Raw genomic sequence first — 23,933 nt, forward strand, 5'->3', positions numbered from 1 at the left:
GCGGGCCGGCCCGCCCTGCCCGTGCAAGGGGAAAGGCAAAGGAAAATGGACGCCCCGGCGAGGACGTCCCTTTCCCTTGTCCGCCCGGGGCTCTTAGCCGAGGCCGAGCTGGACGAAGACGAACCAGACGAGCAGCGGCACCGCACCGATCATCGCGATGGCCCACAGCAGCAGTGCACGGAAGAACATCCGCTCGTCCTTGGGCTGGGCGCTGGCCATCAGCAGGGCGCCGCTGGTGGACATGGGGCTGACGTCAACCACGGAGGAGCTGATGGCGATGGCCGTCACCACTCCCACGGGGGTGAGCAGCGGGTCCATGGCGATGGGCACGACCACCGGGCTGATGACACCGAGGGTTCCGGTGGTGGAGGCAAAAGCTGACACGATGGCCACCACGTAGCTGGCGATCAGCGCCGCGAGGGAACTGTTGCCCAGGCCCGCGATGCCTTCCTGGAGTTCCTTCAGCGCGCCCATCTTCTCCAGCATGCCCACGTAGGTGACGATGCCGGTGACCAGGATGATGGCCGACCACGGCATGCTTTCCACCGCCGGCTTCTGCACGTTGGAGTCCAGGACGATCAGGACCGCGGCGATGACCAGCGAGGCGACTCCCACATCGAGTCCCAGGACGGTGGTGAGCACCAGCAGGGAGGCGATGCCCACCAGCGTGAGGATACGCATGGGGGTTGCGGCCACCTTCACCGGGCCGGTTTTGGTTCCGGTGGCCACAATGGTCTGTGCCGGTGCGGTGAGGACGGCCGTTCCGGCGCCGCCGGGACCCGAAACACTGCCGCTTGAGGGGGCGTCAGCGCCGTCGTCGTTCTTCATGGCATTGCCGGCGTCCGCCTGACGCGCCTCCGCCTTGGCTGCCCGGCGCTTCATGATGGCCTGCACCAGGGCGTAGGCGATCACGGCCAGGACGGCGTTGAAGACGAAGCAGTACGCGTAGAGCTTGAATGAATCATCCGAGGCTCCGGCGCCGTCCAGCATTTTGTTGCCCAGGACGCCGAAGGGGTTGACGGGAGAGAAGGCGCCGGCGTTCGCGCCCTGGACGATGACCAGGCCCATGGCCAGGGTGCTGATGCCGAACCGCGCGCCCAGCGCCAGGCCCACCGGGGCAACGATGGCGATGGCGGCCGGCGTGAAGGCGCCGGCGGAGGCAAGGGCTGCTGTCAGCAGGAACATCAGGATGGGGACCAGGATCTTCCGGTCGCCGGCGAGACGTTCTGCCCAGTAGGCCAGCAGATCGATGGTGCCGTTGATCCGCACAATGGCGAAGAGCAGGGTGGCGCCGACCAGGATGAAGAACAGTCCGGCGGGGAACTGCCCGATGACATCCTTGATGGACATCCCGGCCAGGAGGGTGCCGACGCCGAATGCGGCGACCGTGGCCAGCAGGCCGGCGTTGATCTTGGTAAAGGAGCCGACGGCGAAGGCCGCCACCAGCACCAGGAACGCGATGAGTGAAAGTGACATGGTGCCCGCCGCCTACGTGTGGGCCACGGTCCGGGCGCCGGCGCCGGACAGCAGGCTGCCCGCCCCAGTGATGGCAGGCTTGTGGCCCAGGGCTTTGAGGATCTCGTAGGTGGTGGCCGTGGCCGCCGTGATGACCGGGAGGCCCAGCTCGTCCTCCACTGCCTGGACGGCGGCGAGTGAGGGCATCTGGACACAGGCAGAAAGGACGACGGCGTCGGCACCTTCGCGCTGCAGGCTGCGGGCCAGCGCGGGGAGGTTCTGCGGGTCAAGGCAGCCGACTTCGAGGTTGTCCGCTACTTCGAGGCTGATGGCATCCAGCACGGTGATGCCCGAGCCCTCGATGTAGTCCACCACCATCTTGGTCAGCGGCTTCATGTAGGGGGTGATCATGGCGACCTTCCGGGCGCCGATTTCGTGCAGGGTGCGGACCAGGGCACCCGCACTGCTGGTGACCGGAGCCGGGTGTCCGTTGCCGGCGGCGGCGTCCGCAATGACCTTTTCGGAGCCCTCGTGGGCTTCGGGGCCCTGGGCCATGACAGCCACCAGGCAGGCGTAGGCGATGACGTCCACGTCGGCGTCGGAGACCGCTTCGGCGCACTGCGCTGCCTTGCCCACCATGGCCAGCAGTTCTTCCCTGGTGACCTTCTTCATGCCGGCGCGGGCCGAGTGGAAGGTGTACTTGTGGCCGGTGGCCTCGGCCTGGCGCCGGAACAGTTCCGGCAGTTCGGTCTCCATGGTGGTGTTGGAGCTGGGGACGATCAGTCCAACCCGGCTCATCCCGGGGCGCTTGGGCTCGGGGGCTGTTTCACAGGTGATTGCGGGGGTGCTCATGGATTCTCCACGTCGTTGTGTTGGGGATTTGCGAGTAAACCCATAAAGTGGGTTCTAATCCCATGATGTGGGTCACCCTGATGGGATGTCAAATGGATCACACGCTGGGACGGCTCCCTGCTCACTAAGCTGGAGGCTGGCGAAAACAGATTGAAAGGGTGTTCGGACAGTGGCCAAGGAACCGGGAGCTGGGGCCTCGCCCCTGTTGGTCCTGCACAAGGTGGCGGAGATTCTGGACTGCTTTTCCGTGGAGGAGCCCGAGCCCACGCTGCAGCAGATCATCCGCAAAACCGGGCTGCCGTCCAGCACCTGCCAGCGGTTGGTCCAGAACATGCTCCGCGAGGGATTCCTGGACCGCGACGGCGACCGGTACCGCATCGGCATCGGCCTGGTCCGCTGGGCTACCCCCGGGACGTTCGGGCTGGACGTGGTCCGGCTGGTGAAGCCGGTCCTGCAGCAGCTGCGCGACGAAACCGGCGAAACTGCCTGCCTGTACGCCCGGGACGGGGCCTTCCGGACCATCGTAGCCGTGGCCGAGACGCGGCACGTGGTGATGCGGCCGTTCATGGTGGGCATGGTCATGCCACTCCATGCAGGCGCCCCCGGCAAGGTGTTCCTGGCATTCGACCCCGGAGCCTGGGACGCCTTGGACCAGCAGGGGCTCGAGGGCTTTACGGCCGATACGCCGGTGTCAATGGAGACGCTCAGGCAGCAGGCGGCCGTTGCACGCGAGCAGGGTTTCTTTGCGGCCTTCGGGGAACGCAACCAGGACGTGGGCTCCATCAGCGCGCCCGTCTTCGACCATACTGGACGGCTTGCATGCGCCGTGGGCCTGGGGTTCCCTACCCAGCGGATCGGGCCCGCCGACGTTGAACGGCTGGGGCCGGTGGTGGCCCGGGCGGGACTGGAAGCCAGCCGTGCATTGGGGTACGACAGCAGCCACGCCGCAGACTGAGCCCGAAGGTCGGCCAGCCTGACCCCCAGCTGGGCCAAAGCCTTTTTGTGAGTCCCAAGCGACCGCATTGTCAGATAAGTGCGGACCAAATATTTCTTCCCCCGGGCGCCGAAAGCAGCGAGCTATGGCGACAGCCAAGGAAACGGGCAGGGACGTCACGGCCGGCATCTACGGTCGAGGTCATTTTGTAGCCATCGCTCCAAAGATCACGGGCGCTGTCGTGGCTTGGCTACAAAAGGCCGTAGGTGGGCGCTGTGTAGCGTTCTATCGAGAACGCCGCCCAGGACCAGGAGAAACTATGAGCCATCCGACGACCCCGACCTCGGCACGCCGCGGCCGGGCCGAGGCAGGGCGCCGCGCGCCGCATGGGTTGCGGGATGCGCAGTCCCTGGCCTTTATTTCTGTGTTCGCCGCGTTGATCGCGGCCTCGGCGATTGTCCCGGGCATCCCTGTCGGTGGCTTCGGTGTGCCTATCACGCTGCAGACCTTGGCCATCATGGTGACCGGCCTCGTCCTTGGCGGATCGCGTGCCGTCGCCGCGGTCGCGCTATACCTCCTTCTTGCGTTCGCTGGGCTGCCGATCTTCTCGGGCGGCCGAGCGGGCCTGCAGGTCCTCGCCGGTGGATCTGCCGGCTACATTATGGGATTCCTTCTTGCGGCCTTTCTCGTTGGCATCGCCGCCGAGCAGATCATCCGGCGCCTTCCGGCCAAGCGGCGTGGGCTTGGGTTCTTCCTCGCCAGCATCGTGGTGACGGTGGTCGCATCACACATGCCCGGCGTACTCGGCATGATGGTGAACCTCAAACTGTCCTGGCAGGCTGCCTTCGCCAGTGATCTAATCTTCTACCCCGGCGATATCCTGAAGGACGCCGTGGCATCGGTTGCGGCGGTGGCTGTGCACAGGGCCTTCCCCGACATCCTTGTCCGCCGCGTGAAGTGAGCGAGGCAAGAGTCGTGAAGATCTTCGGCAAAATCGTCGACGACCAAACCCACTGCATCCACTACCGCACCGATGTGGATGTGATAGCCATAAAGTTCAAGTGCTGTCTTCGGTACTACCCCTGCCATCTCTGTCACGAGGAAGAGGCCGATCACCAGGCCCAAACATGGCCAAGGAACCAGTGGCCAGAGCCGGCAATTCTATGCGGTGTCTGCAAATGCGAGATGTCCATCCACGCTTATCTGGCAACCACATCGTGCCCGAACTGCTCTGCTCGCTTCAACGAACGGTGTGGCGCCCACGCCCATCTTTACTTCCAGGCACCTGACGCGGCTGGAGCCGCGCCTGCATCGCAAAGCCGGCAGTGATTCCGTGGGCTCAGTCCCGGTCGTGAACGTCCACGACCGGAGACAAAGGCGCCACATTAGTGGGTTTAAGGACAGCCTGAAGGAGGCCCGGGAACTGTGCGTCGAGGTCTTCCGTCCGCAGTGAGTTGAGGATCGCGGTCCCCTGGTAGTCCTGGCGAATCAGGCCTGCTTCACGCAGAACCCTGAAGTGATGCGTCGAAGTGGACTTGGTAACCGGCAGATTGAAGGCACTGCAGGCATGTGTTCCGGGGGATGCAGCGAGGTAGCCGACTATCTGCCGCCGAATTGGATCCGCCAGGGCTGACAGTACGGCGTCCAACTGCAGCTCACCCTTCTCGGGATGGGCAAGTGATCGCACGGGGAAGGTCTCCTGCTGTTGGCTGGTCGGGTCGTTCTCTATTGTACGATGTATTCCGTACTACGATGCATGTCGTACTAGACAACCCGATGTTGCCTTCCAGGCCAATGCTTTCCCGCGCCCAGCTTTCATGACCCACAACACCCGCTCAAGACTCAATCGTTGGGCCGGAAGTACATCAACGATTTAAGGACATCCGATGAACTCCACGCCGCTTTGGAACCCGCTGCAGATCGGTTCTACCCACCTGCCAAACCGTGTGGCACTGGCCCCGATGACGCGTATCAGCGCGACGGAAGAGGGGCTGGTTACCGGGAAAATGATCTCTTACTACGAGGCATTTGCCCGCGGCGGGTTTGCCTTGTTGATCACGGAGGGCATCTACCCTGACGCCTCCTACAGCCAGGGCTATCTCTACCAGCCAGGTCTTGCAACGGAGGAACAGGCCAGGTCCTGGACCGGGGTCGTTAACGCGGTGCACGCGGCGGGCTCCAAGATTTTCGCCCAACTGATGCACGCCGGGGGCCAGGCGCAGGGAAACCGTTTCAAAGACGGAAGCATTGCCCCGTCGGCCGTCGCCCCAAAGGGTGAGCAGTTGGACTTTTACCGCGGCGAGGGCCCGTACCGCGTCCCTGCCGAAATCAGCCGTGAACAGATGGACGAAGTTCGTCAGGGCTTTGTGGATGCCGCACTGCACGCCAAGGAAGCAGGATTCGACGGCGTAGAGATCCACGGCGCCAACGGATACTTGTTGGACCAGTTCCTCACCGACTACCTGAACCTGCGAACGGACGAATACGGCGGTTCGGCAGAAAACCGCGTCCGCTTCCCGGCCGAAATCGCACAGGCCGTCCGCGAAGCCGTAGGCCCGGACCTGACCGTGGGTATTCGCGTCTCCCAATCCAAGGTCAGCGACCACGACCACCGATGGGCCGGAGGTGCCGAGGAGGCCGAAGTTATCTTCTCAACTCTCGCCGCCACGGGTGTCGACTTCATCCACACCACCGAATACCGGGCCTACGCTCCAGCGTTCGGGGACCAGGGACCATCGTTGGCTGCCTTGGCCAAACAGCACACAGGCCTGCCCGTCATAGCCAACGGTCACCTTGATGACCCCGAAACGGCCCTATCGATGCTCACTGATGGCGCCGCCGACGTCGTGGCCTTGGGTAAGGCCGCCCTCGGCAACCGGGACTGGCCCAACCGGGTCAGGAACGGCCGGCCACTCGACGAACTGAACGCGAGCCTGTTCGCCCCCGTGGCCGACGTCAAAGACTGGGAACTCGAACTGCTTCCCTAAGCCCCCTAGTGGACAACGAACCCCTTGCCCCGCCTGACGGTAACGCCCCTCCGAACAAACGCGCACCCGGGGCGGGCCGAGGGATTCCAACAACAGGCGAATACCCCAACCGACTGCATTAGGCGTGGGGTGGGTTCGGTCCTCTACTCATGGCCCCCAATCGCGCTACGGACAGTGCCTTCCGATCAGGGCGAAGTCTCCTAATATCGACGGTCGCGCATGATTTTCTTACATCCGCCTTTGACCGGCGGAGGGGAAGGCAAGGGCACGGAAGGAAGCGAGCGTCCGGGAGTCACCCGCGATTTTTGCCTGTCGCGTGGGCTCCTCCGTCGCGGAAGGAACATCAAGGGCTCTCGCACCGACGTGGGTTAGGCCGGCGCCGGCCAGTCTCTCGTTCCAGGAATGCTCGACCAGCATGACTGCTGTTGATAAGAGGCGGCCGGTGGGCCAGGAACCCCTGAGGCATTAGCGCGGTATCGGATGTGGCGGTATCAGCCCCACCCGGGACCAACGCCGGCACGCCGAACCGCGAATGGTCCGCCTCCGGTGAGTGAGGTGCCGTGAGTCGCGGGTCTTCCATGATGGCTTTCTGATCGTTACGGCCGGCCCTTTCGGCCCGCCATCTGTTTTTTCGTTGTTGTCGCTGCTGCTGGGCCATTTCCGTGTTGGTTGGCGACCGGGTTGTTCTGGCTGGTCGTGAAGTCAGTCGCAGGGATGTTGGCCTGATTACCTTGTGGGAGCGGGCCAAACGTCGTCCCTCGGCGCCGTCAAGTTGGCAAGCAGTCTCTGGCGGGTTCGGCATTGAGGGGTTGATCCGGTCGCACTTGGCGTTAGGAGTTGGTCGTCTCCGTGATCGCGGGCTGAGTCTTTGCTGCAGCGATAAGCCGGGTCATTGCTGTATGCAGCTGTATAACGTCCTCGCGCTCCAGCTTCAGTTTCTGCATCATGATTCCCGGCACGGACATCGCTTCCTTCTTGAGGGCGGCGCCGGCTTCGGTCAGTTCAGCAGCGAGGGAGCGCTCGTTCCCTGCAGCCCTGCGGCGGGACTGAAGTCCGGCGGCTTCGAGGTGTAAAAGAGACAGCAAAGGAAACACTGATGGCCTTTGTGGAAAGATTCATGAACGCAATGGGCAAGTTGCGGGCCGTCTTCGGACCCGCCCACAGAACGTCTATTGATCACGACATGACGAGCGCAAACAGGGAACTACTGGGAAAGCGCCAGGCCGAAACACAGCAGTGGGAAACCCGTCACCGCCCCGACGGCAGCACCTACGTCGTACCGAAGAATCCCGAGGACATATCCCTGCGTTAAAGCCGTAGTCGGAAGGTCGCCCCGAGGAGCTCCACCCCGCAGGCTTGCCGCCATCCCATCCGAGCATGCTCGGATAATTATCAGTTCTGGAGATTTGTATTGACCGAGTTGAGCATCCCGCAAACCGAAACAGCAGGAGCTAAGGAAGACCTTCTGCGGGAGAAGCAATTGTGCTTTGCCCTAAGCGTCGCGGCCCGCAACGTCGTCGCTGCATACAAACCTGTGCTCGACAGGATGGGTCTCACCCACCCCCAATATCTGGTCATGCTGCGCTGTGGGAAAAGAGCCCCAGACCTGCGTGAAATCTACCCGCGCGTTTATCGGGACACGAGGTAGCTTGTGCCGTCGGCGTTGCGTACCGTGGTCCACTGGGGCAGCTGCTCTTCACGTTGGCGCTGGGCCGCGTCCTGCCGGACTATCACACGCCCCTGAACCGGGCCCTGCTGAGCAGGCCCAAAAAATGGCCCGCAACTTCCCGGTCCGCCGCATGAACTTCTGAACCGGGGTCTCTCCACTGGCCACGTTCTTCCCTCCGCATTTTCCTACAACCAACATTGTTACTGAAGACTTCGTACACGAATAATTAGTGGGCGAATCTATGATACTTTGGTTGCGGGTTCCACTCCCGGCAGGCTCCAGCCCCCATTCCGGACCTGCCGGGGTGGAATTTGTGGCGACCATATTTGTGCGTATCGCAAAAGCCGTCTCAGAAAGCGCCCCCTTTTCTGCGCCAAACGTCGCCACGGGGACCAATCGAAGCCATGAGCCGAGAACCCCGAGCAGCGGTGGACACGACACTGATCCGCGCCGCAAAAAACGAAAAACCTTTATCAGTAGAAGCAGGACCACGTAATGATCACCACCGTCCAGGCAGGGAGTACGTATCACGTCAGGGGAGATAATCCATGGATTATTCAGGAGGACCTCACCGCAGCCGTCGAAATTGCCCGTCACGAGGCGATGAAAGATGGCCGGCAGGGCATCTTGGTCACACGCCTAGGGCCCGGATCCTTCACAGTGGCTCTGAGCACCAAGGTTCCCTACGGAACTACCCAGGAATTCTGCCAAATGAAATCCGGCCGGCAATGACTAGCGGGTCACCCGAAATCCCGGACCCTAATGAAATGCTGAATGCTTTGCTTGGCCGTGTTGAAGTAGCAATCCGGGAGACTGCATCGACCGCCAGCGGCCTGCCGCTCTTCGTTGTCGAGGAAGAGTTAACCACAAGGCTCCGCGCTGCCCTGCCGGACGTACGGTTCACTGCGGAGGACATAAAAGCGTGGTCCGCACAAATTGCCAGCTGACCCGACACCTGTATCCAAGGCGGCAATGCGTCAGTGCTATTTCTCCCAAGAGGTGAGCGCCGATTTGACAACGATGTCCTGTAGGCTGCTAGCCCTCCTCGCGCACTATTCCGCACCCGCAGTCCGCCCGCGGGCTCAAGGAATGCCAGCCCTAACTATCAAGCCTTTCCCGGATTAATCTGCGCCACCAACCGTGAAGGAGGCGTGAACGCCTGCCTAGGGCCTTACAAGTGACATGAAAGGGTCCCAGGGAACCTACGACTAGATTTCTGGACTGCTGATTTCAGTAAGGACGGGCTTGCGTACGGGGTGTTGAGGAGTTGTCGTGGAACTAAATGGGCAAGAAAGTGACATCGTGACCATCGATCTATCCCCTCACGGTTACTTGCATGTGCGATGGACGCCCGGAGCAGTGGTCACTGAAATCGAGGCGACCGCCTTGAAGAGCCGCGCTGCTGAGCTGAGTGCAGGGCGCGCCCTCCCAATGCTGGTGGAAATGGCCAGCATGAAGTGGATCGATCGCCGCGCCACGGAGATTTTTGCAGCCCCGTGGCCACTCGCGCAGATGGCCCTCGTGGGCGCCAGTCCCGTAGACGAAGTCATAGCCACCTTTTATGCCGCACGGCATACCCCTTCGTGTCAGACGCGGTTCTTCACCTCAATGGACGAAGCGGTAACCTGGCTGACCGAGTGAATAACTCAGATCGACGGCACGTTCCAAGGCGACGTATCGTGGCTTCCACGCCCCCTTCGGAAACAGTCTTTAATGTTTTGCTAAAGCCGCACCGATGAACAAGGAGAGAGCCCGGGACGACCGGCTGGATTCCCCAACTCTGTAGCAAGACCAGGCCGTACGCGGGGCGAGTACGAGCATGGCAGGACGCCGTCAACCAGCTGCTGGCTGGCCGGTTCTATCGCCAAGAATTCGGGAAAAAGCGGGACGAACGACGTCAGGAAACGGCCCCTCTGGGAGGCACTCCCCCGGCAGCTTTAAAGAGCCGATAGTTGATCTTCCGTCAACCTAGGGGAGTGGTTGCCTCTTCGGATGAAGGAGAGAAGCTGCGAACGGGCCCTGGCCAGTTTTACATCCCGTCTTCCGGACGCTACGGAGACGCGTAGCCGCTAGCTGGGGCTAGCGCTATTGCTTTCTTCTTTTTCAAGCTCAACAGCACCGACTGCGTTGGTTGGCTCCAGAACCAAAGCATCTCGCCAATAACCCTCGTAGGCGTCTCGAAGTACCTTGGAGCTTTCATCGCCTAGTTGAGTCAGCACGCTGATATTTTTGGCAACGCCATTCAAGCTCACGCCCAACATCCAGATATTTCCCGTCTCCGGGATGTAATGCCGGTCGTGAAGCTTGTCGATGTGGCGAACTTGAATCTTGCCATCGGCCGCAGATAGCGCGCGCTGATAGAGCCGGCGCTGCGGGTCTGTTCCAAATGCGCGAGAAGAGGTAAGCACGCGTGTCACCGGGGTTGCTTCGGCGACTTCCAGGAACTGTTCCAGCCGTAGGTATGGATCAATGAGAAGGCCAGGCCCAAGATTATTAAATTGATTGAGAAGCCGTGCGAAAGCCATCTTGTCCGACGGATCAACGGTCACCTCGACGTAAGATTGTGCTTCGGGATCCACTTTTGGTGAGTTCAAGTCCCTGAGCATCGCTAGGGCGAGAGGGGTCAGCGCCACCGTACTTTGCGAAACTTTGGCCCACCGGAGTCGCTTCAAATAGTCGAGATATGTTTCGCCTCGCTCGATCAAGGGGCCTGAAAACGCTGACTCCATCATAGTGCTCAGGCTGTAAGCAAAGTTCTGTCGCTTGGGCCCTTCCCTGTGTGGACGAGCAGCATAAGCGTCCACCTCGGCGACTGTGGGGCGATAGCCCTGCCGCTGGAGCATAGCTATATACTCCAACACAAGTCTCGCCCGCTCCTCCACAACCTCAACCATCAGGGAACCCTCCTAGATCTAAGCTGTTATTCCCCACCATTGCCTTGACAGCTCCTGCGTCAGCTGGCGATCTTATGGTGGTGCTGCAGCAGTAGGTGGACGGCTTCACGGACTAGTGCGCTTTGGCCCTTCCCTGTCTCCGCAACCAAGTCATTGAACGCTTGGTACTCGTTCTCAGAAATCCGTCCCCGCACCGTCGGAGACGGACCTTCGGATTTTTTGTGGCCCACTTTGGGACGCCCCGGCCGCAGGGCCTCCTGCAGGGCTTCCTCGCTGCCAAACTCCCGCAACAGGAAGGATCGGCCAGCCTCGGCCGCATCAGGTCCATGTAGCGGAGTTCCCTTCCCGCGCGCTTCCGTTCCCGGGTCGGTAAGACGCTGCGCCAGCGCCTCGTAATCCATTTCATTTCCAGCCACCAGGGTGCTCCTCTCGGAATCGACTGAACTTTGGTCCAAGCGGCATCGCGTGGAAGATTGAAGATTCTCTTCCATCGCCGAACTCGTGCACCAGAATCTCAATCTCGCGATCCGTCTGAGCATGCTCCGGGCCGATGTAAAGGACGATCCTGCCCTCCTTGACCGGCTCGTCCAGCTCGTGAACGAAGTTCGCGTGCATGATCGCGAATGTTTGGTCCTGGCGCGAAACGCCGTGCTTCTCGCTCGATGGTTCCCACCGCGGTGCCATATCCCATCCTACTATTTTGTAGCCATAAACTGTAGCCCTATTTTACCGCGCCAACCAAGGCGGTCGGGAACCACCGCCCAGGTTCAGTTCCTACTGCGATGTCCATGGCACTGCGAGTTGGTGCTTGGACAGTGGCGCTGATGGACTCCTTCGACATCCAGGCTTCGGAAGTCGTAAGGGGCCGTAGCAAGAAGTTCAGGAGGCCCAAGAACCGGGATCTCAAACAGGTCGAATGCCGATTATGGAGATTTCGTCTGCCTCGGGGAGGGGTGGCCAGAGCTGCCATGATGTGGAGCTCATTTCGTCGGCAGCGATCATGGTCGGTGCTTTCACGGCCGCGAGGCTGCCGAGTAATTGCATGGCTGGCTGCACCCGCAGGACGGCGACCGCTCCAAAATCGCCCTCTACCCCGCGAGCCGCCGGCAGGATTGTTCTACGCCAAAGCTCGAGGTGGCCGTGGGGATGTCCATTCACGCCGTTCCTAGCTCCCGCCACCGCATGGAGAGGAGCGCAAGGGTTGTGAGGGCCCCGGCGATGCCGAGCATCCAGAACCCATCGGTCCAGTCGGTGCCGTCGGCCGAGGGAACGGGCGTGTGGGTGAACGGGGAGAGGTCGCGGATACTCTTGTCCAAGCCGATCATGCCGCCGTAGATGCCGATCATCACGCCCAGAACAAGGGTGCCCCAGCCAAGTGGCATGGTTGAGCGCGGCCAGAGGGCGAAGGCGGCCGCCGGCAGCGCAAGGTAGATCAGGGCGGCGGGGATCTGATCGGCGGCGCTCTGCCACACACCGGTGACGGCGCCCGAGGTGTCCCCGGACGCGGCCAGGGACGCCCCTGCGCCTATCGCGGCGAACGCCATGACGAGCACGACCGAGGCTGCACCTAGGGCCAGGAAGCTTGCGAGCCAGTGGACTCGGTTGAGGGGCTGCGCCAGGATAAGCTCGGCGGTGCCGGCCGTCTCTTCCTGCCTTAACCGGATGATTGTCTGCAGGCAGCATGCCGCGGCCAGTACCCCGGCGAATTCGAAGAGGACCGAGATCACGAGTTGGGTCATGGACGTGCCCTGGGCCTGGATTAGGGCGCGCAGGACGCTCGTCATTGATGGGGCATCGTTGAGGGACTGCTGGACGGCGGAGCCGAGGGCTCCAGCGAGGAGTCCGGTCGCGAGGCCGCCGCCGCACCAGCCGATGATCGCACCCAGCTGGAGGCGTACTGCGAGTGAGAACGGGCCTCGGAGGCTCGCCCGCGCGTAAGCGCGGCTTGCCCGTCCCGTGAGGACGCTTGCGCCGACGTCGCGCCGTGACATGAGGACGACGACCGCGGCGATGCACGCTGCTCCGAGCGCGAGCGGGAGCGCGATTGGCCAGAGTCGGTTGCCCGTGTACGCGAAGGTCTGCTGGCCCCACCCGATGGGTGAGAGCCAGCTCGGCCACGCTGCCGTAACGGTGAGACCGTCCTGGCTCACCTTCCCTGTCGCGTCGCCGAAGCCGCGAAGGAGGTAGGCGAGTGCGACGAGCGCCGAGGCGATCCCGTTGGCCCCGCGCGAAGTACTTATGAACTCGGCCGAGAGCAGCCCGACGCCGAGGAATGCCATCCCGACGGCTCCCGCTGCCGCGCCCGTCACGAGCGAACCGCCGGGTTCGAGCCCGCCGACCGTGAGACCGGCGGCAAGGGCCGCCGCCACGAGAACGTTCGCGACGAACCCATGGACAACCGTTGCGGCCAGCGGTGTCCAGCGCCCCGCGGATGTCGCCGAGACGAGCTCCGCACGGCCCGACTCTTCCTCGGCCCGGGTGTGTCGCACGGCGAGGAAGGTGCTCATGAACCCGGCCAGAAGCGAAATGAATGCGAACAGCGCAAAGAACGTGAACGCGCCTTCGCTCGGCCCACGGACGAGGCCGCGGAGCATGAGGATCGCGGGGGTCGCAGTCGCCAGCCGCAGGACCTCGGCGCGGGATGACTCGACGCCATAGGTCTGGAGGATCGTCGTGACCGACAGGAACGCGAGCAAGCCGATCGTGATCACCCAGATAGGGAGCCGCCAGCGGTCTCTGCGCAGCCGCTGCCAGTACAGGGTCAGGAGCGTACTCATCTCAGATTCCCGCCTGCTCCTCACTTGCGATGGCGGCGGCGAGTGGGCCGTCATGCCGTGCTCCGTTGGCGGGCGGTGTGGCCGTCACGCCGTAGTAGCGGCAGAAGCTCCTCAAGCGAGGGAGGAGAGATGAGGAGGCCCTTGACTTTGAGGGGACCGAGCAGGGGAAATAGCTCGTGAACGCGGTCGGAGTCCGCGCCGAACTTGACGCGGCCGTCGTCCTTACGCAGCCCGACGGTCCGGATGACGGCGGTGTCCATATGGTTCACGCTACGCAGGTTTCGGGATCTTGTGAATGTCCGAAGGCACTGCCCGCCAAGGCCTAGCGGAGCCCCATCAGTCCATCGGCAGAGCCCAGGCCGATCGCCGCGGCCCGCCTGCCCCGGGCCCGACAGTTGGACGCCCTGCCAGTTGGTCCTGATCCCGGAAGTCGTCAGTGACAGGGTACGCAGCATAGGTAACAACGGCGTCGAGGTCACCGAACCTACCCCGTGAACCGCACCTCCGCGCCAGCGGGGCATTGGTTACGAGGATTCAAGGATGTTCTTGAGGTTGCCTAGTTGGTCGACCTCGGCCCGCATGGTGCGGGTAATCATGGGTTCAACGAATTTCATCAGGCCCTTCGGCTGCAAGTCCAGGATGAAGTGGACGACGGTTCCGGTGGCGACTTCGGTCAGGTGGTATTCACCGGCGGGGCGTGCCGGTCCAGCGACAACCTGGAAGCTCAGGCGTTTGCCGGGGTCGGCCGTGGTGATCGTGTAATCACCGGCAATGGGCCGGCCGCCCGGCCCAGTGAGAGTCTGGCCGTAGACGGCGCCAACGGTCCCGGGTGTACCGCTTTTCAAGGAAATCGACTGAATTCCGGAACGCCACTTCGGGTTGTTCAATCCGTCCGCGAGGAATGCGTAAACGTCCAGCGGTGAGCGGTGGATAGTGATCTCGTTCTCGGCGTGGGCCATTGTTGCCTTTCAATTGTTAGCCGGGTCGGGCGGATGTTGGCGGCGCCCGAAAACCAGCGACCGGATGTACAGCAAGGGGCGGCTTTCGGGACGGTGACGTTTCCTGGTGCGGACATATCCCGGCCTCGCTGGTGGAACTGACCAGACTTTTTGAAGGCCCTTACTTCTTGGAGCCGTCGTAATTCGGACTGGGGCCCGCGGAGGGTTGCCAGCTATCGAGGTACTGTGCCACCCTCCGGTGCCTCAGGCCTGGTTGGTGTCTGTGGGCTGGTTGGCGGGTGGTTGGATGATGCCGAAGACTTCGCCCTGGGGCCCCCGGAGGACTGCCATTCTGCCGAATGGGCTGTCAGTGGCAGGGAACAGTACCCCGGCTCCGAGGCCGGTGGCTTGCTCGATTGTGGCGTCCGGGTCGGCAACGGCGAACCAGGTCAACCAGTAGTTGGGCATTCCCTCGCCAAGGGAGGTGTCGTGGCTGATCCCGCCGACGGTCTGACCGTCGGCGCCGCGTTCGATGGTGGCGTAGGTGAAGGCGTCCCCGCCGTCGAGGTCGGTGTAGGTGTAGCCGAAGACCTGTGAGTAGAAGTCCCGGGACCGCTGGTAGTCGCGGGTGTGCAGCTCGTTCCAGGTAACGGATCCGGGTTCGCCGTGGCGGGCGATGCCGTGGTGTGCCTTGGCCTGCCAGAGCCCGAACGCGGCGCCGGTGGCGTCGAAGGCCACGGTCATCCGGCCCTGGTCCATCACGTCGAATGGGGGCATCATCAGTGACCCGCCTGCGGCGGTGATTTTCCCTGCGGTGGTGTCGGCGTCGTCAACAGCTATGTAGGTGCTCCACACCGAGGGCATGGGACCGGCGTTATCGGGTTTCGGGCCGATTCCGGCCACGACGGACCCGTCCAGGGAGGCCATGTGGTAGCCGCCGGCTTCGGGTCCGGCGTCCTGAATGTCCCAGCCGAACAGGGTGGAGTAAAAGGCGGCCGCTGCCTTGACGTCGTCCACCTGTGCATCGACCCAGTTCGGAGTTCCTTCGGGCCACGGTTCCTTACGTAGGGGCATAGCGATCCTTTCGAGGATTGACCGCCGGGAGGCAGTCGAGTAGAAGGTTGTACCAGCCCAGCATTCCATGCGTGACGGGCAGATGGAGGCCAGTCAGGGAAAATCATGGTGAACTGCCAGACGATCCCGGACGTGGCCCCAGGGACAAGAGATTCCCATGACCTCACCGGTGGTCTCAGTACTATCAGCGACGCTTTCCGAAGTCGACGGCGTGCCCCACCACGCCGTCGGTGACCTGGCCCTCGCGTATATAGGCATGGAGCTGACCGCCGAACCCGGGCTGTCGTTACTGATCCACACCCCCACGGGATCGCGCTGCATATTGGAAAGTCTTCGGACCCCACGACTGTGGCAGGCTGCGCGCGGCTTGTACAGGAGTCTGCCGTGGGCCTCGTGGTCTTCCTGCGTCGGCTCGAGGCATGAGTGTTTAGTGGCCTCGCGGTGGTCCGGATATTCGGGTCCAACGGCCCATTGATTGCGGCCGCGGCAAGGCTAGCATCATCGGCGTCAGGACAATTTCAAAAAGGAGATGTGTGATGTCACGCACGGAAGTTGAGCAGCTTGACGACCGCGGAATGGCGGCTTGGGACCAGCACGATCCGGTCGGATTCGCCGGCCTGCTGGCCGACGAGTTCACCTTTTCGGATGTAATGGCGCCCGAGCCGTTCCGGACACGGGAGCAGGTCCAATCCTATATGGACGCATGGTTCTCGGCCTTTCCCGACATGCACGTCAAGACCATCAACCGGGTAGTCAGCGACAACGAGGTGGCAGCCGAAGTCGAATTCACCGGCACGAACACCGGTCCCTTGCGCATGGGCGACCAAGAGATTCCGGCAACGGGCAAGTCAGTGGTCGGCACGGGAACCTACTTCGCCTCGGTCAGGAACGGAAAGATCGTCTCGTTCCGGGCCCACCCGGATGTCGCGTCTATGATGGGGCAGCTCGGACTGATGCCACGAATGTGAAGCAGAGTGTTTACTGCCGACTGCAGCGGAACAACTCCACCGAAACTTCGCCATAGGGCTGCTTATGGCCGTCGTTTACAGGCCAGCGGCGGCTCTGACCTCAAATGTTCTTTTTACAAACACTGATAGAGGGTGGGTGCCGAAAAATGGGTGCTCAGGAAAACGCGGAACTGGTACGTCGTGGGTACGATGCCTTCAACGCAGGGGATATGAATACCCTCGCCGAGCTATTTGCTGACGATGCCGTCTGGTATGCGGCCGGCCGTGGCGTCTTGTCCGGAAAGAAGGAAGGACGGGACGCCGTTCTGGCATATTTTGGGGAACTCGGAAGCCGCTCGAACGGGTCCTTCCAGGCGACAGTCGAGGACATCGTCGGAGGCGAAGACCACACGATCGGCATCCAGCAGAGCCATGCTCAAAACAACGGAAAGACGCTGGACGCCGAAACGGTTATCGCTTTCGTGCTGCGGGATGGCAAGGTACTAGAGGGCCGGGAATACTTTACCGACACGGCCAGCGCCGACGAATTTTGGGCATGAGGGAGCCTCTTACCCGGTCCTAAGGCCCTCGTGCCCCGTCGGTCACTTGCCGCGGCGGCTTCCAACCGTTGCAGCCCGTTGGGCAGCGAGCTTGCGACCGCGGCAGCCCACGGGCGGCCACGATCATGCAGCAGAGGGCGACTCCATCGGGAGAGACCAGGCGGGCCCCGGCACCGGCTGAAACCCGGTGGCGCGGAAGCTAATCGGTAAGTCCTTAGACCCTGGCCTTGCAGATCTGCAGAGTTCCGCCACAGGCTACGAGCGGAAAAGACAGGGCACGCTCACCCAGAGCGGCGGCGACCAACGAGCCGTCGAGCCCGCGGTGCAAGGCAAGGGGAGCTAGTCCCGCCCTAGCTTGGGGCGATGGCGTCGAACTTGTCACCTCGTTCCCGCTGGAGTCGGCCCGCTTGTAGAGATTGTCGTTGGGACCGCAGCCAGTTTCCCAGCGAATTTTCTTCTTTCGAGCGGGAGCCTGCCCAGACGGGCAGGCTCCCGTGCTGACTTATGTGATCCAGAAGTTGTTGCAGCTGCGAGTTCCAGCCCTCGTCACGGCTCCGCGGGGAATCGCTTATCCGCCAGCCGGGCAGATCTTTGTCGAGCCGGGCCATTCGTTCTGTTTGAAGTCAGGTCAGACGGGCGCTGTCTCGGATGGCCGTGGCGGGAGAGCCAACGCGCGAGCGTTCGCTCCTGGCGGTCCGGGGACTCCCGTGATGGCCACCGCTCATGCTCAGTCTTGAATTGGATCACGCGGAGCAGCAATTGATCCCAGCTTCGACGTATCCAATTCGGTGACTTCCAGCCAGGTAACAGCCGCACTAGCTCGCAGCTTTCTCCCGCGAAAGCAGGCCGTCCCGCACGCTTGAGCGCTGATTGTTAAGCCAACGAGTTAGGACACGCTCAAACCGGTCGGCCGAGTAGGCCGAAGGAGGCCGGCAGTGTTTGCCGATAAAGCGAACAAAGTACGCGACTTGCTAAAGAATCATCGAAATCCTCCATGGAATCTGTACTCGATGACATTCACACGGGTAGGAAGGATGGCCACGTCGCGTGTGGTGGTTCGGCGGGTTGTTGGCATACTTCTACCCGCCCGGGCTGCTAACGCCGATAACGGACCTACCGTAACCCTGGGGGAGGGGAGCGCTGCTTCGAGGTTCCAAAGAAAGTATGAGCGACGGCGGTACACCGTGACTGCAGTCAGTTAAGCCTGCGCAGCGGATATGGCGAAACTCCGGCCAAATAGCGGTTGGCCGGAGTTCCACCCACATCTTGCAGGCTGGACCTTGAAGCCAGCTGGGAACAGGAGGAACGGCGTTCGCGGAATGAACGACCACCTTGGCCGCTAAGTCCGCTTTGTCCCGCGTTCTCTATTCACGGGTTGGGACGGCCGTCTACCATCGAGCCATGACGGTCAGGCTTGATGCCGATGATGGTGCATATTCCGATGCGGACTGCTTCAGATGTGCATTTGCGGGACCGCATTGGGCCGGGCGGCGGGGCTGCAGCGATGCGTTCGCATGTCGTCGATGCTTCGCTGTTTTCACTGACCCCGAGACGCCTTCAACAGCCGCTTCAACCGGTTCCGGCACCGAGGTTGGTTGACGACCCGTGGTAGGTCATTGCTGGTTGCCCGCTGCAGCGGCAGCAGCCGTCGTACTGGGGGAGGTGACCTGTGCTGGAGCTGCCTGCCGGAGGTACTGGTAGACGGTTTCCCTGCTGATCCCGTAATCCCGGGCCAGAACAACTTTCGGGACTCCGGTGCCGGCGCGCCGGATCAGCTCGGCTGCCCGTTCCGGCGTAAGGGTCTTCTTCCGCCCTTTGTAAACGCCGCGTTGCTGGGCCAAGGCGATGCCCTCGCGCTGCCGTTCCCTGATCAGTGACCGTTCGAATTCAGCGAAGGCACCCATGACGGAGAGCATGAGGTTCGCGATGGGGGAGTCCTCACCGGTGAAGAGGAGCTGTTCCTTGAGGAACTCCACCCGCACCCCTCGCCGGGTAAGGCCCTGGACGAGAGCGCGGAGATCATCGAGGTTCCGGGCCAGCCGGTCCATGCTGTGCACGACGACGGTGTCCCCGTCGCGAACGAACCGCAGCAGCTCAGTCAGCTGCGGCCTGGCGGTGTCCCGGCCAGAAGCCTTGTCCCTGAAAACCCTGTCCAGGACGTGGCCCTCGAGCTGGCGCAGTTCGTTTTGGTCCAGTGTGCTCACGCGCACGTAGCCGATCCGCTGACCTTTCACGGCCGCCTCCAACCCCTTTGATGTGGTGAGTTCGAGTGTCAGTGCCGCCAGCAGGAACGTCAAGCACGACAGCCGGGAAAACTGCTCCGAATCAGGCCGCCGAGGGCGTTGACGGCACGGCCGGCCCTTATCCGGGTACTAATAGGACCGGTTGGCTCCGCGGGGAGCTGCACGCCTCACGTTTCTGCAGCTGTTTGCCCGTCACGTGCCTCCCACCGCTTTTGCGCTCCCTGGCGGCTGATTCCGAACGCCCGTCCGATCTTGTCCCAGGAGACACCCGCAGCCCTGGCAGCTGCGACTGCATCGTCTAGCTGGGCTTCAAGGTCCTTCAGGGTCTGGCTCAGGGTGCCGATGGTGTGCAGCGACACCTCCGGGGCGACATGGCCTTGCCACACCTGCAGGAACACTGGCTCCAGGTTCTCCCGGTCGCTGATGTCAGCGGCATCAGCGCTGTCAGGCGGACCGGCGTAGATGCGCCCTGCCGCGATGTCCTCGTCAGCCGGGTCCCAGACCCGTGTCCACAACGGGTCCAGGATGACGTGTTCCCGGAACGGAACGCAGCTGCAGGCAACCCGCCATCCGACCACCTGGGACGGCGGCCGCCACGCATCACTGTCCGGGTCATTCTCGTGACTGACCGGCCGGCCGTCGGGCGTCATCAGGTTGATCTCCATGTACCTGCCACCCGAGCCGTACATGCCATCTGCGAAGACGGACACGACGTAGCCTTCGTGATCACTGCCCTCGGTAAACCATCCCATTCTGCTTCCCTTCGCCCGGCCCCAATTGCTAAAGTGACAGTATGGGCTTAGGCAACCTTGGTTGACAACAATTTTAGCTTTGCAACTTTACTGGCATCCCTGCGGATTCAGTGTGTGCGTAATCCTGCCGTAAAACGCCGCATGATCATCAATTAGGATGCGATGCGCTTGATATCCATGGGTGCCAAGGACGGGCGCATGCGGTCCTAAAACTCTCGTGACAACCCATGATGCTGACGTTAGGCTCAGGGCATGGGCGCCTGGGATTGGAAGCGGCCAAAGAAGATGGACGCCGTCATTATGGGGATTTTCGCTGTGCTGCTGTCGGCCAGCAACCTGTATGCGGTGCTCGCAGAGGGTGCCAAGGCGACTGTCTGGTACTGGGCCACCCAGGCTCTAAATTTGGCTCTTTTCGTCTTCAGTGTCTGGTGGTATTACCGGGCAGCAAAGCTTCCGCCTAGTCAAAATTAGGAGTTCCTGTCGTCCGTTTCGGAGCATCCGCGTGGTCTGCCCACGGGGTCAGGGCTTGGTGCGGAGGTTGACGTAGCGTGACCAGGCGTCGCCTGCGTTGTCGGCGTGGAGGAAGGCTACTTGGTGGCTAAAGCCGAGAGCGTCGGCGACCAGTGGCGGTGGTGACATTAACAGATGTTCGTCCAACGCAGTGTTCCGTGCGGCAAGTAGGTCGATGCCCAGGCCACGGAGCCTGCCCATGATGCCGTTGGGGTGTAGGGGTTGTCCGGCCCGGGTTCCAGGGAAGAGCCAAGGGCTTTGGGTGTCTGATCCTGTCCTGAGGTTCGGACGTCTTTTAAGGTGCTCTCGAAGCAAGCCGGCGAAGGGCTCGGGAACGGGCACCGGGTGCGTGCCGAAGGTGATCCACATGTTGCCGTTGGCTTCATTGGTTTCGACGGTATCGATCCGGAGTTTGGCGACCCTCACGAGCGGTTGGGCGTAGAGAAGCAGCAGGATGCCTGCGACGCGGTAGGGCAGGGATTCGCTGGTGCCGGTCAGTAGTTCCTGCAGCCACGCTATGCGTTGGTCCTGTGTGATTGTTGGGCGGGTTTTGGCGGTGTAGTGGCCCATGTCCACTCGGTGGTTGGTGCCGGTGTTCTTGATGAAGACGATGAAGGTGCGGATGGCTTTCCTGGTCGTGGGGCCAGTCGCGAGCCAGGTTTCGATGTCTTGCTGGATGCAGGTCGCTGCGGTCCGCTGGTGGGTATCCCAGAGCCAGTCCAGGAATTTGATGGTTTCGGTGATCTCTTGTTTGGCGGAGTGGACCGGGGCCTGAGCGCTTTTCTCCGGTGTTGTCATGGACCGGATGCGGCGGAGGTGGTGCCAGGTGGCGAACTGTGCGACGGGTTTGGCGACCTCCTCGGGCAAGTCGCGGAGCTTGTTCTCAATCCAGGTCTCGAACCGGGCCAGATATGGGTCTTGGTAGGGGAGGAGTTGGTGATGGATGAACAGGGCGCGCAGGTGATTGGCTTCGCGGCTCGCTGTTTCGGCCGCGGCATCGAGTCCTTCGTGCGTCAGTGGAATTTCCCCGCGTGAAAGAGAGCCTAGGAGGGCTTGGACTTTGGGGGAGCGCTTCCACGTGATGATGCTTTCAGGCCGGTCTGCTTTGCAGAGGACATCGACGATTTTGCCAGTTGTTTCGGGGTCGGAAAATTCTGTCAGCAGTTGCTCATTGAGGTCCTCCCGGAGGGCGCAGCGGGCGCAGATACCGCGCCGGTAGAACTCGCCCTCCGTATTGCAGCGGGTGCAGTGGAAGTCGTGGAGGATGCCGGCGCAGGGCGCGCAGTGTGGCCCTCCGCTGATGCCCGTTGGACCGGGTAGAAGTCTGTGCTGGCCGCACTCCGGACAGGTCCCTTGGGTGCGGGTGGCGGTGGTGAAGCATGGGCCGCAGATTCGACCTTCGGGCCATGTGGCGCGGGTTTTGCCGACGGCCCGGCCGCAGCGTGCGCACGTGGCGGTTCCGCTGGTGCGGGGCCGGCCGCGGCTGGTGCTGCGGGGGCTGAGGCCTTCGGGTTTGTCAGTGGTCATTGTCGATGATGCGTGCCCGTCGGGGTCTGACGGTTCGGTTCAGGTCGACGACGTTGGGGGCGCTGGTTCCGGTTTTGCGTGCCCGGACATCGGCGGCCGTGACGGTGATGAGGTCCTCGGGTCCGCAGGAGAAGATGTCGCAGATCGCGGCGATAACCTGCAGTGCGACGCGTTCGGGTTTCTGGTTGACGAGACGGTAAACCTGTGGCCGGGACAAGCTGATGCCGCGCTCGGCCAGCAGGGGGATGAGGTCGGTGGTGTTGTGCAGTCCCCGTGCTGCCATGAGCTCGGAGAGCCGCCATTTGTATTCGACTTCGCGTCTCACCATTGACCTCGCATCTGCACGCCCAGGACGTCGTCCATGGTGCGGTCCAGGGCCGCCCGGAGAGTCATGTTGCGGAAGTCGTCGCTGACGAACTGGTAGATCCCGGTGGTGGAGGCGTGTTCGTGGCCCATTTGATGTTGCACGAATCTAGGATCCCATCCGTCCTCCAGCAGGTCCGTTGCATAGGAGCGCCGGAGCGAATGCAGGTCCAGGCCATCCATTGGCAGGCCCAGCTCGTTGAGGTAGCGCCGGAGCCGGCGGAGCAGGGTGGATTCGCAGATTAGGCCGCCGCGTTCGCTGGGGAACAGGTCCAGGGTGTCGAGCGTGCCTCGTCCGTTGGCGAGCCAGTCTTCGAGAATGCCGGCGGTCCAGTCGAAAACTGTCAGGACGCTGCGGGGTTTGTGCGGGGAGCCCTTGCGTGATTTGCCGAACCGGACCTTGCAGACGCCTGCCTTGCCGAACCTTCGCGCCTGCGGGTTGGCCGCAAAGTCGATGGTTTGCAGGTGCCGGAGCTCGTTGAATCTGAGCCCGTACGAGTAGGCGATTTTCAGCATGACGGCGTCCCGGTAGGCTGCCTGCCAGCCTTTCTTGCCTGAGGCGGCGATGAGTTGGACTTGGTCGTCGGCGTGATCGAACAGCATCTGCAGTTCCGTCTTGGTGAAGGGCCGCTTGGAGGCGCGTCCTTCGTACTCCTGTGTGTGGGAGGCGGTGTTCCAGTCAAAGAAGACCTGGGACGGGTGTGTGCCGAAGCGCTGTTCGCAGACCCGGTCCCAGCCGTAGTCGGGGTTCGACACGTATGACGTGAACCGGCGGAGCGTGGACTGGTAGCCGCGGACGGTGGAGTGCTTCAGCTGGTGGATCGAGCGGAGGTCACCGAAATACTCCTCGACGTGTTCCGGTCCCCAGTTCCAGGGGAACTCGTTCACATGGTTCACGAACCTGCGGACACTTGCGATTCCCTTGTCGATCGTGTCGACCTGGAGGTTCCTGGAGAGCTGCTGGTTGCGCCACCCGGCCAGCATGTCCTCAAGCGTCTGTTCCTCGGGATGCAGCAGCTGAACAGCGCTCAGCTGCAGCACACGCCCGGACCCGTCGACCGCCATTTTCGCCCCACAGTTCCGTCGAAATCCGTGCACAGTTCCTGAATCAATGATTCATTAAATGCATCATCAGCACAAAACCGCAGGTCAGAGGCTTGTCGTAACAGCTCTAAGGGTCAGCATTGCACTCGTCAGGCAGCACCTGGCCAGCGGCACATCAAGGCTGTCAGGCTGCAAATTCCGCGGAATCTCAAGGAAGTGAGAGAACTCCTTGTGGATCCGGGGGATTGGGACGATTGATTCATCTGATGCAATACGCAGAGTACTAGTTGACATAATCACCATTATCGGCTCTTAAAGTACGGGAGTAGAAGTAGCTGCGAGAACTCCCTTCCCTTGACGAATCCAGCGTTTCCGCAGGTCAACAGGGCTTTGCTGGTAACGCGCGC

General features: G+C 62.2%; 27 protein-coding genes and 1 pseudogene. 11 read left to right on the forward strand and 17 right to left on the reverse strand.

What is annotated here, in order from left to right; genetic code table 11:
- Window positions 1-93: 93 nt before the first annotated feature.
- Together J2X98_RS11495 and J2X98_RS11500 are read right to left on the reverse strand one after the other, a co-directional pair.
- Window positions 94-1,476, reverse strand: a complete 1,383-nt coding sequence (locus tag J2X98_RS11495; protein ID WP_307308078.1) for an SLC13 family permease — start codon at window positions 1,474-1,476, stop codon at window positions 94-96.
- 12 nt (window positions 1,477-1,488) lie between these two features.
- The gene (locus J2X98_RS11500) at window positions 1,489-2,307 is read right to left on the reverse strand and encodes a maleate cis-trans isomerase family protein (protein ID WP_307308080.1); all 819 of its coding nucleotides are present in this window, start codon (window positions 2,305-2,307) and stop codon (window positions 1,489-1,491) included.
- Between the two features lie 169 nt (window positions 2,308-2,476).
- Here J2X98_RS11500 and J2X98_RS11505 point away from each other — a divergent pair, with 169 nt between their 5' ends.
- The 3 genes from J2X98_RS11505 (at window position 2,477) to J2X98_RS11515 (ending at window position 4,570) form a co-directional block, all read left to right on the forward strand.
- On the forward strand, window positions 2,477-3,262 hold the full coding sequence (locus J2X98_RS11505; protein WP_307308083.1) for an IclR family transcriptional regulator: 786 nt from the start codon (window positions 2,477-2,479) through the stop codon (window positions 3,260-3,262).
- 298 nt (window positions 3,263-3,560) lie between these two features.
- Window positions 3,561-4,202 (forward strand): biotin transporter BioY, encoded by a 642-nt coding sequence (locus J2X98_RS11510; RefSeq protein WP_307308086.1) that lies wholly within the window; start codon window positions 3,561-3,563, stop codon window positions 4,200-4,202.
- A 14-nt stretch (window positions 4,203-4,216) separates the two neighbouring features.
- Complete coding sequence (locus tag J2X98_RS11515; protein ID WP_307308090.1) at window positions 4,217-4,570, forward strand: CHY zinc finger protein; 354 nt, start codon at window positions 4,217-4,219, stop codon at window positions 4,568-4,570.
- A 10-nt stretch (window positions 4,571-4,580) separates the two neighbouring features.
- Here J2X98_RS11515 and J2X98_RS11520 read toward each other — a convergent pair whose 3' ends face one another.
- Window positions 4,581-4,928 carry an ArsR/SmtB family transcription factor gene (locus tag J2X98_RS11520; RefSeq protein WP_307308093.1) on the reverse strand — a complete coding sequence of 116 codons (348 nt, stop codon included), beginning with the start codon at window positions 4,926-4,928 and terminating at the stop codon, window positions 4,581-4,583.
- A gap of 199 nt (window positions 4,929-5,127) precedes the next feature.
- On the opposite strand from J2X98_RS11520, the gene J2X98_RS11525 reads away from it, so the two are divergent.
- On the forward strand, window positions 5,128-6,228 hold the full coding sequence (locus J2X98_RS11525; RefSeq protein WP_307308097.1) for an NADH:flavin oxidoreductase: 1,101 nt from the start codon (window positions 5,128-5,130) through the stop codon (window positions 6,226-6,228).
- A gap of 830 nt (window positions 6,229-7,058) precedes the next feature.
- Here the strand turns inward: J2X98_RS11525 and J2X98_RS11530 are convergent.
- Window positions 7,059-7,313: a hypothetical protein gene (locus J2X98_RS11530; RefSeq protein ID WP_307308100.1), complete on the reverse strand. Its 255-nt coding sequence runs from the start codon at window positions 7,311-7,313 to the stop codon at window positions 7,059-7,061.
- A gap of 11 nt (window positions 7,314-7,324) precedes the next feature.
- Here J2X98_RS11530 and J2X98_RS11535 point away from each other — a divergent pair, with 11 nt between their 5' ends.
- From J2X98_RS11535 to J2X98_RS11550, 4 genes and pseudogenes are all read left to right on the forward strand, one after another.
- Window positions 7,325-7,540, forward strand: coding sequence for a hypothetical protein (locus J2X98_RS11535; protein WP_307308102.1), 216 nt, complete (start codon window positions 7,325-7,327; stop codon window positions 7,538-7,540).
- 114 nt (window positions 7,541-7,654) lie between these two features.
- Window positions 7,655-7,833: pseudogene (locus J2X98_RS11540) on the forward strand (MarR family transcriptional regulator); the annotation flags it as partial.
- Window positions 7,834-8,392: 559 nt separating this feature from the next.
- A complete protein-coding gene (locus tag J2X98_RS11545) occupies window positions 8,393-8,629 on the forward strand; it encodes a hypothetical protein (RefSeq protein WP_236800024.1) in 237 nt (78 codons plus the stop codon).
- A gap of 570 nt (window positions 8,630-9,199) precedes the next feature.
- Window positions 9,200-9,538 carry a DUF7793 family protein gene (locus tag J2X98_RS11550; protein ID WP_307308108.1) on the forward strand — a complete coding sequence of 113 codons (339 nt, stop codon included), beginning with the start codon at window positions 9,200-9,202 and terminating at the stop codon, window positions 9,536-9,538.
- A gap of 428 nt (window positions 9,539-9,966) precedes the next feature.
- Here the strand turns inward: J2X98_RS11550 and J2X98_RS11555 are convergent, their stop codons facing one another.
- The 7 genes from J2X98_RS11555 to J2X98_RS11585 form a co-directional block, all read right to left on the reverse strand.
- Complete coding sequence (locus J2X98_RS11555; protein ID WP_307308110.1) at window positions 9,967-10,791, reverse strand: hypothetical protein; 825 nt, start codon at window positions 10,789-10,791, stop codon at window positions 9,967-9,969.
- Window positions 10,792-10,850: 59 nt separating this feature from the next.
- Window positions 10,851-11,207 (reverse strand): hypothetical protein, encoded by a 357-nt coding sequence (locus J2X98_RS11560; protein WP_307308112.1) that lies wholly within the window; start codon window positions 11,205-11,207, stop codon window positions 10,851-10,853.
- Window positions 11,194-11,475, reverse strand: a complete 282-nt coding sequence (locus tag J2X98_RS11565) for a hypothetical protein (RefSeq protein WP_307308117.1) — start codon at window positions 11,473-11,475, stop codon at window positions 11,194-11,196. Before J2X98_RS11565 ends, J2X98_RS11560 begins: the two co-directional genes overlap by 14 nt.
- A 470-nt stretch (window positions 11,476-11,945) precedes the next feature.
- Window positions 11,946-13,568 (reverse strand): ABC transporter permease, encoded by a 1,623-nt coding sequence (locus J2X98_RS11570; RefSeq protein WP_307308119.1) that lies wholly within the window; start codon window positions 13,566-13,568, stop codon window positions 11,946-11,948.
- Window positions 13,569-13,618: 50 nt separating this feature from the next.
- Window positions 13,619-13,837 carry a hypothetical protein gene (locus tag J2X98_RS11575; RefSeq protein WP_307308122.1) on the reverse strand — a complete coding sequence of 73 codons (219 nt, stop codon included), beginning with the start codon at window positions 13,835-13,837 and terminating at the stop codon, window positions 13,619-13,621.
- Between the two features lie 255 nt (window positions 13,838-14,092).
- Complete coding sequence (locus J2X98_RS11580) at window positions 14,093-14,527, reverse strand: SRPBCC family protein (RefSeq protein WP_307308125.1); 435 nt, start codon at window positions 14,525-14,527, stop codon at window positions 14,093-14,095.
- A 243-nt stretch (window positions 14,528-14,770) separates the two neighbouring features.
- Window positions 14,771-15,580, reverse strand: coding sequence for a VOC family protein (locus J2X98_RS11585; RefSeq protein WP_307308127.1), 810 nt, complete (start codon window positions 15,578-15,580; stop codon window positions 14,771-14,773).
- Between the two features lie 536 nt (window positions 15,581-16,116).
- Here J2X98_RS11585 and J2X98_RS11590 point away from each other — a divergent pair.
- Both J2X98_RS11590 and J2X98_RS11595 read left to right on the forward strand, forming a co-directional pair.
- Window positions 16,117-16,548, forward strand: a complete 432-nt coding sequence (locus J2X98_RS11590) for an ester cyclase (protein ID WP_307308129.1) — start codon at window positions 16,117-16,119, stop codon at window positions 16,546-16,548.
- Between the two features lie 146 nt (window positions 16,549-16,694).
- Window positions 16,695-17,087 carry a nuclear transport factor 2 family protein gene (locus J2X98_RS11595; RefSeq protein ID WP_307308131.1) on the forward strand — a complete coding sequence of 131 codons (393 nt, stop codon included), beginning with the start codon at window positions 16,695-16,697 and terminating at the stop codon, window positions 17,085-17,087.
- Window positions 17,088-17,437: 350 nt separating this feature from the next.
- Here the strand turns inward: J2X98_RS11595 and J2X98_RS22230 are convergent, their stop codons facing one another.
- The 3 genes from J2X98_RS22230 to J2X98_RS11605 all read right to left on the reverse strand — a co-directional run bounded on the left by J2X98_RS22230 (window position 17,438) and on the right by J2X98_RS11605 (window position 20,082).
- Window positions 17,438-17,695: a helicase associated domain-containing protein gene (locus J2X98_RS22230; RefSeq protein ID WP_373460872.1), complete on the reverse strand. Its 258-nt coding sequence runs from the start codon at window positions 17,693-17,695 to the stop codon at window positions 17,438-17,440.
- Window positions 17,696-18,700: 1,005 nt separating this feature from the next.
- On the reverse strand, window positions 18,701-19,321 hold the full coding sequence (locus J2X98_RS11600) for a recombinase family protein (RefSeq protein WP_307308134.1): 621 nt from the start codon (window positions 19,319-19,321) through the stop codon (window positions 18,701-18,703).
- A gap of 176 nt (window positions 19,322-19,497) precedes the next feature.
- Window positions 19,498-20,082 carry a hypothetical protein gene (locus tag J2X98_RS11605; protein ID WP_307308136.1) on the reverse strand — a complete coding sequence of 195 codons (585 nt, stop codon included), beginning with the start codon at window positions 20,080-20,082 and terminating at the stop codon, window positions 19,498-19,500.
- A 252-nt stretch (window positions 20,083-20,334) separates the two neighbouring features.
- Between J2X98_RS11605 and J2X98_RS11610 the strand changes: the two genes are divergently transcribed.
- Window positions 20,335-20,553, forward strand: coding sequence for a hypothetical protein (locus tag J2X98_RS11610; RefSeq protein WP_307308139.1), 219 nt, complete (start codon window positions 20,335-20,337; stop codon window positions 20,551-20,553).
- A gap of 48 nt (window positions 20,554-20,601) precedes the next feature.
- Here J2X98_RS11610 and J2X98_RS11615 read toward each other — a convergent pair whose 3' ends face one another.
- The 3 genes from J2X98_RS11615 to J2X98_RS11625 are packed head-to-tail and all read right to left on the reverse strand — an operon-like array spanning window position 20,602 to window position 23,547.
- Window positions 20,602-22,119, reverse strand: a complete 1,518-nt coding sequence (locus J2X98_RS11615) for a recombinase XerD (protein WP_307308142.1) — start codon at window positions 22,117-22,119, stop codon at window positions 20,602-20,604.
- Window positions 22,109-22,447, reverse strand: a complete 339-nt coding sequence (locus tag J2X98_RS11620) for a helix-turn-helix domain-containing protein (RefSeq protein ID WP_307308146.1) — start codon at window positions 22,445-22,447, stop codon at window positions 22,109-22,111. Before J2X98_RS11620 ends, J2X98_RS11615 begins: the two co-directional genes overlap by 11 nt.
- Window positions 22,441-23,547, reverse strand: a complete 1,107-nt coding sequence (locus J2X98_RS11625) for a tyrosine-type recombinase/integrase (protein WP_307308149.1) — start codon at window positions 23,545-23,547, stop codon at window positions 22,441-22,443. Before J2X98_RS11625 ends, J2X98_RS11620 begins: the two co-directional genes overlap by 7 nt.
- Window positions 23,548-23,933: the final 386 nt, after the last annotated feature.

It is taken from the genome of Pseudarthrobacter enclensis (genome assembly GCF_030811655.1).
Classification (GTDB): domain Bacteria; phylum Actinomycetota; class Actinomycetes; order Actinomycetales; family Micrococcaceae; genus Arthrobacter; species Arthrobacter enclensis_A.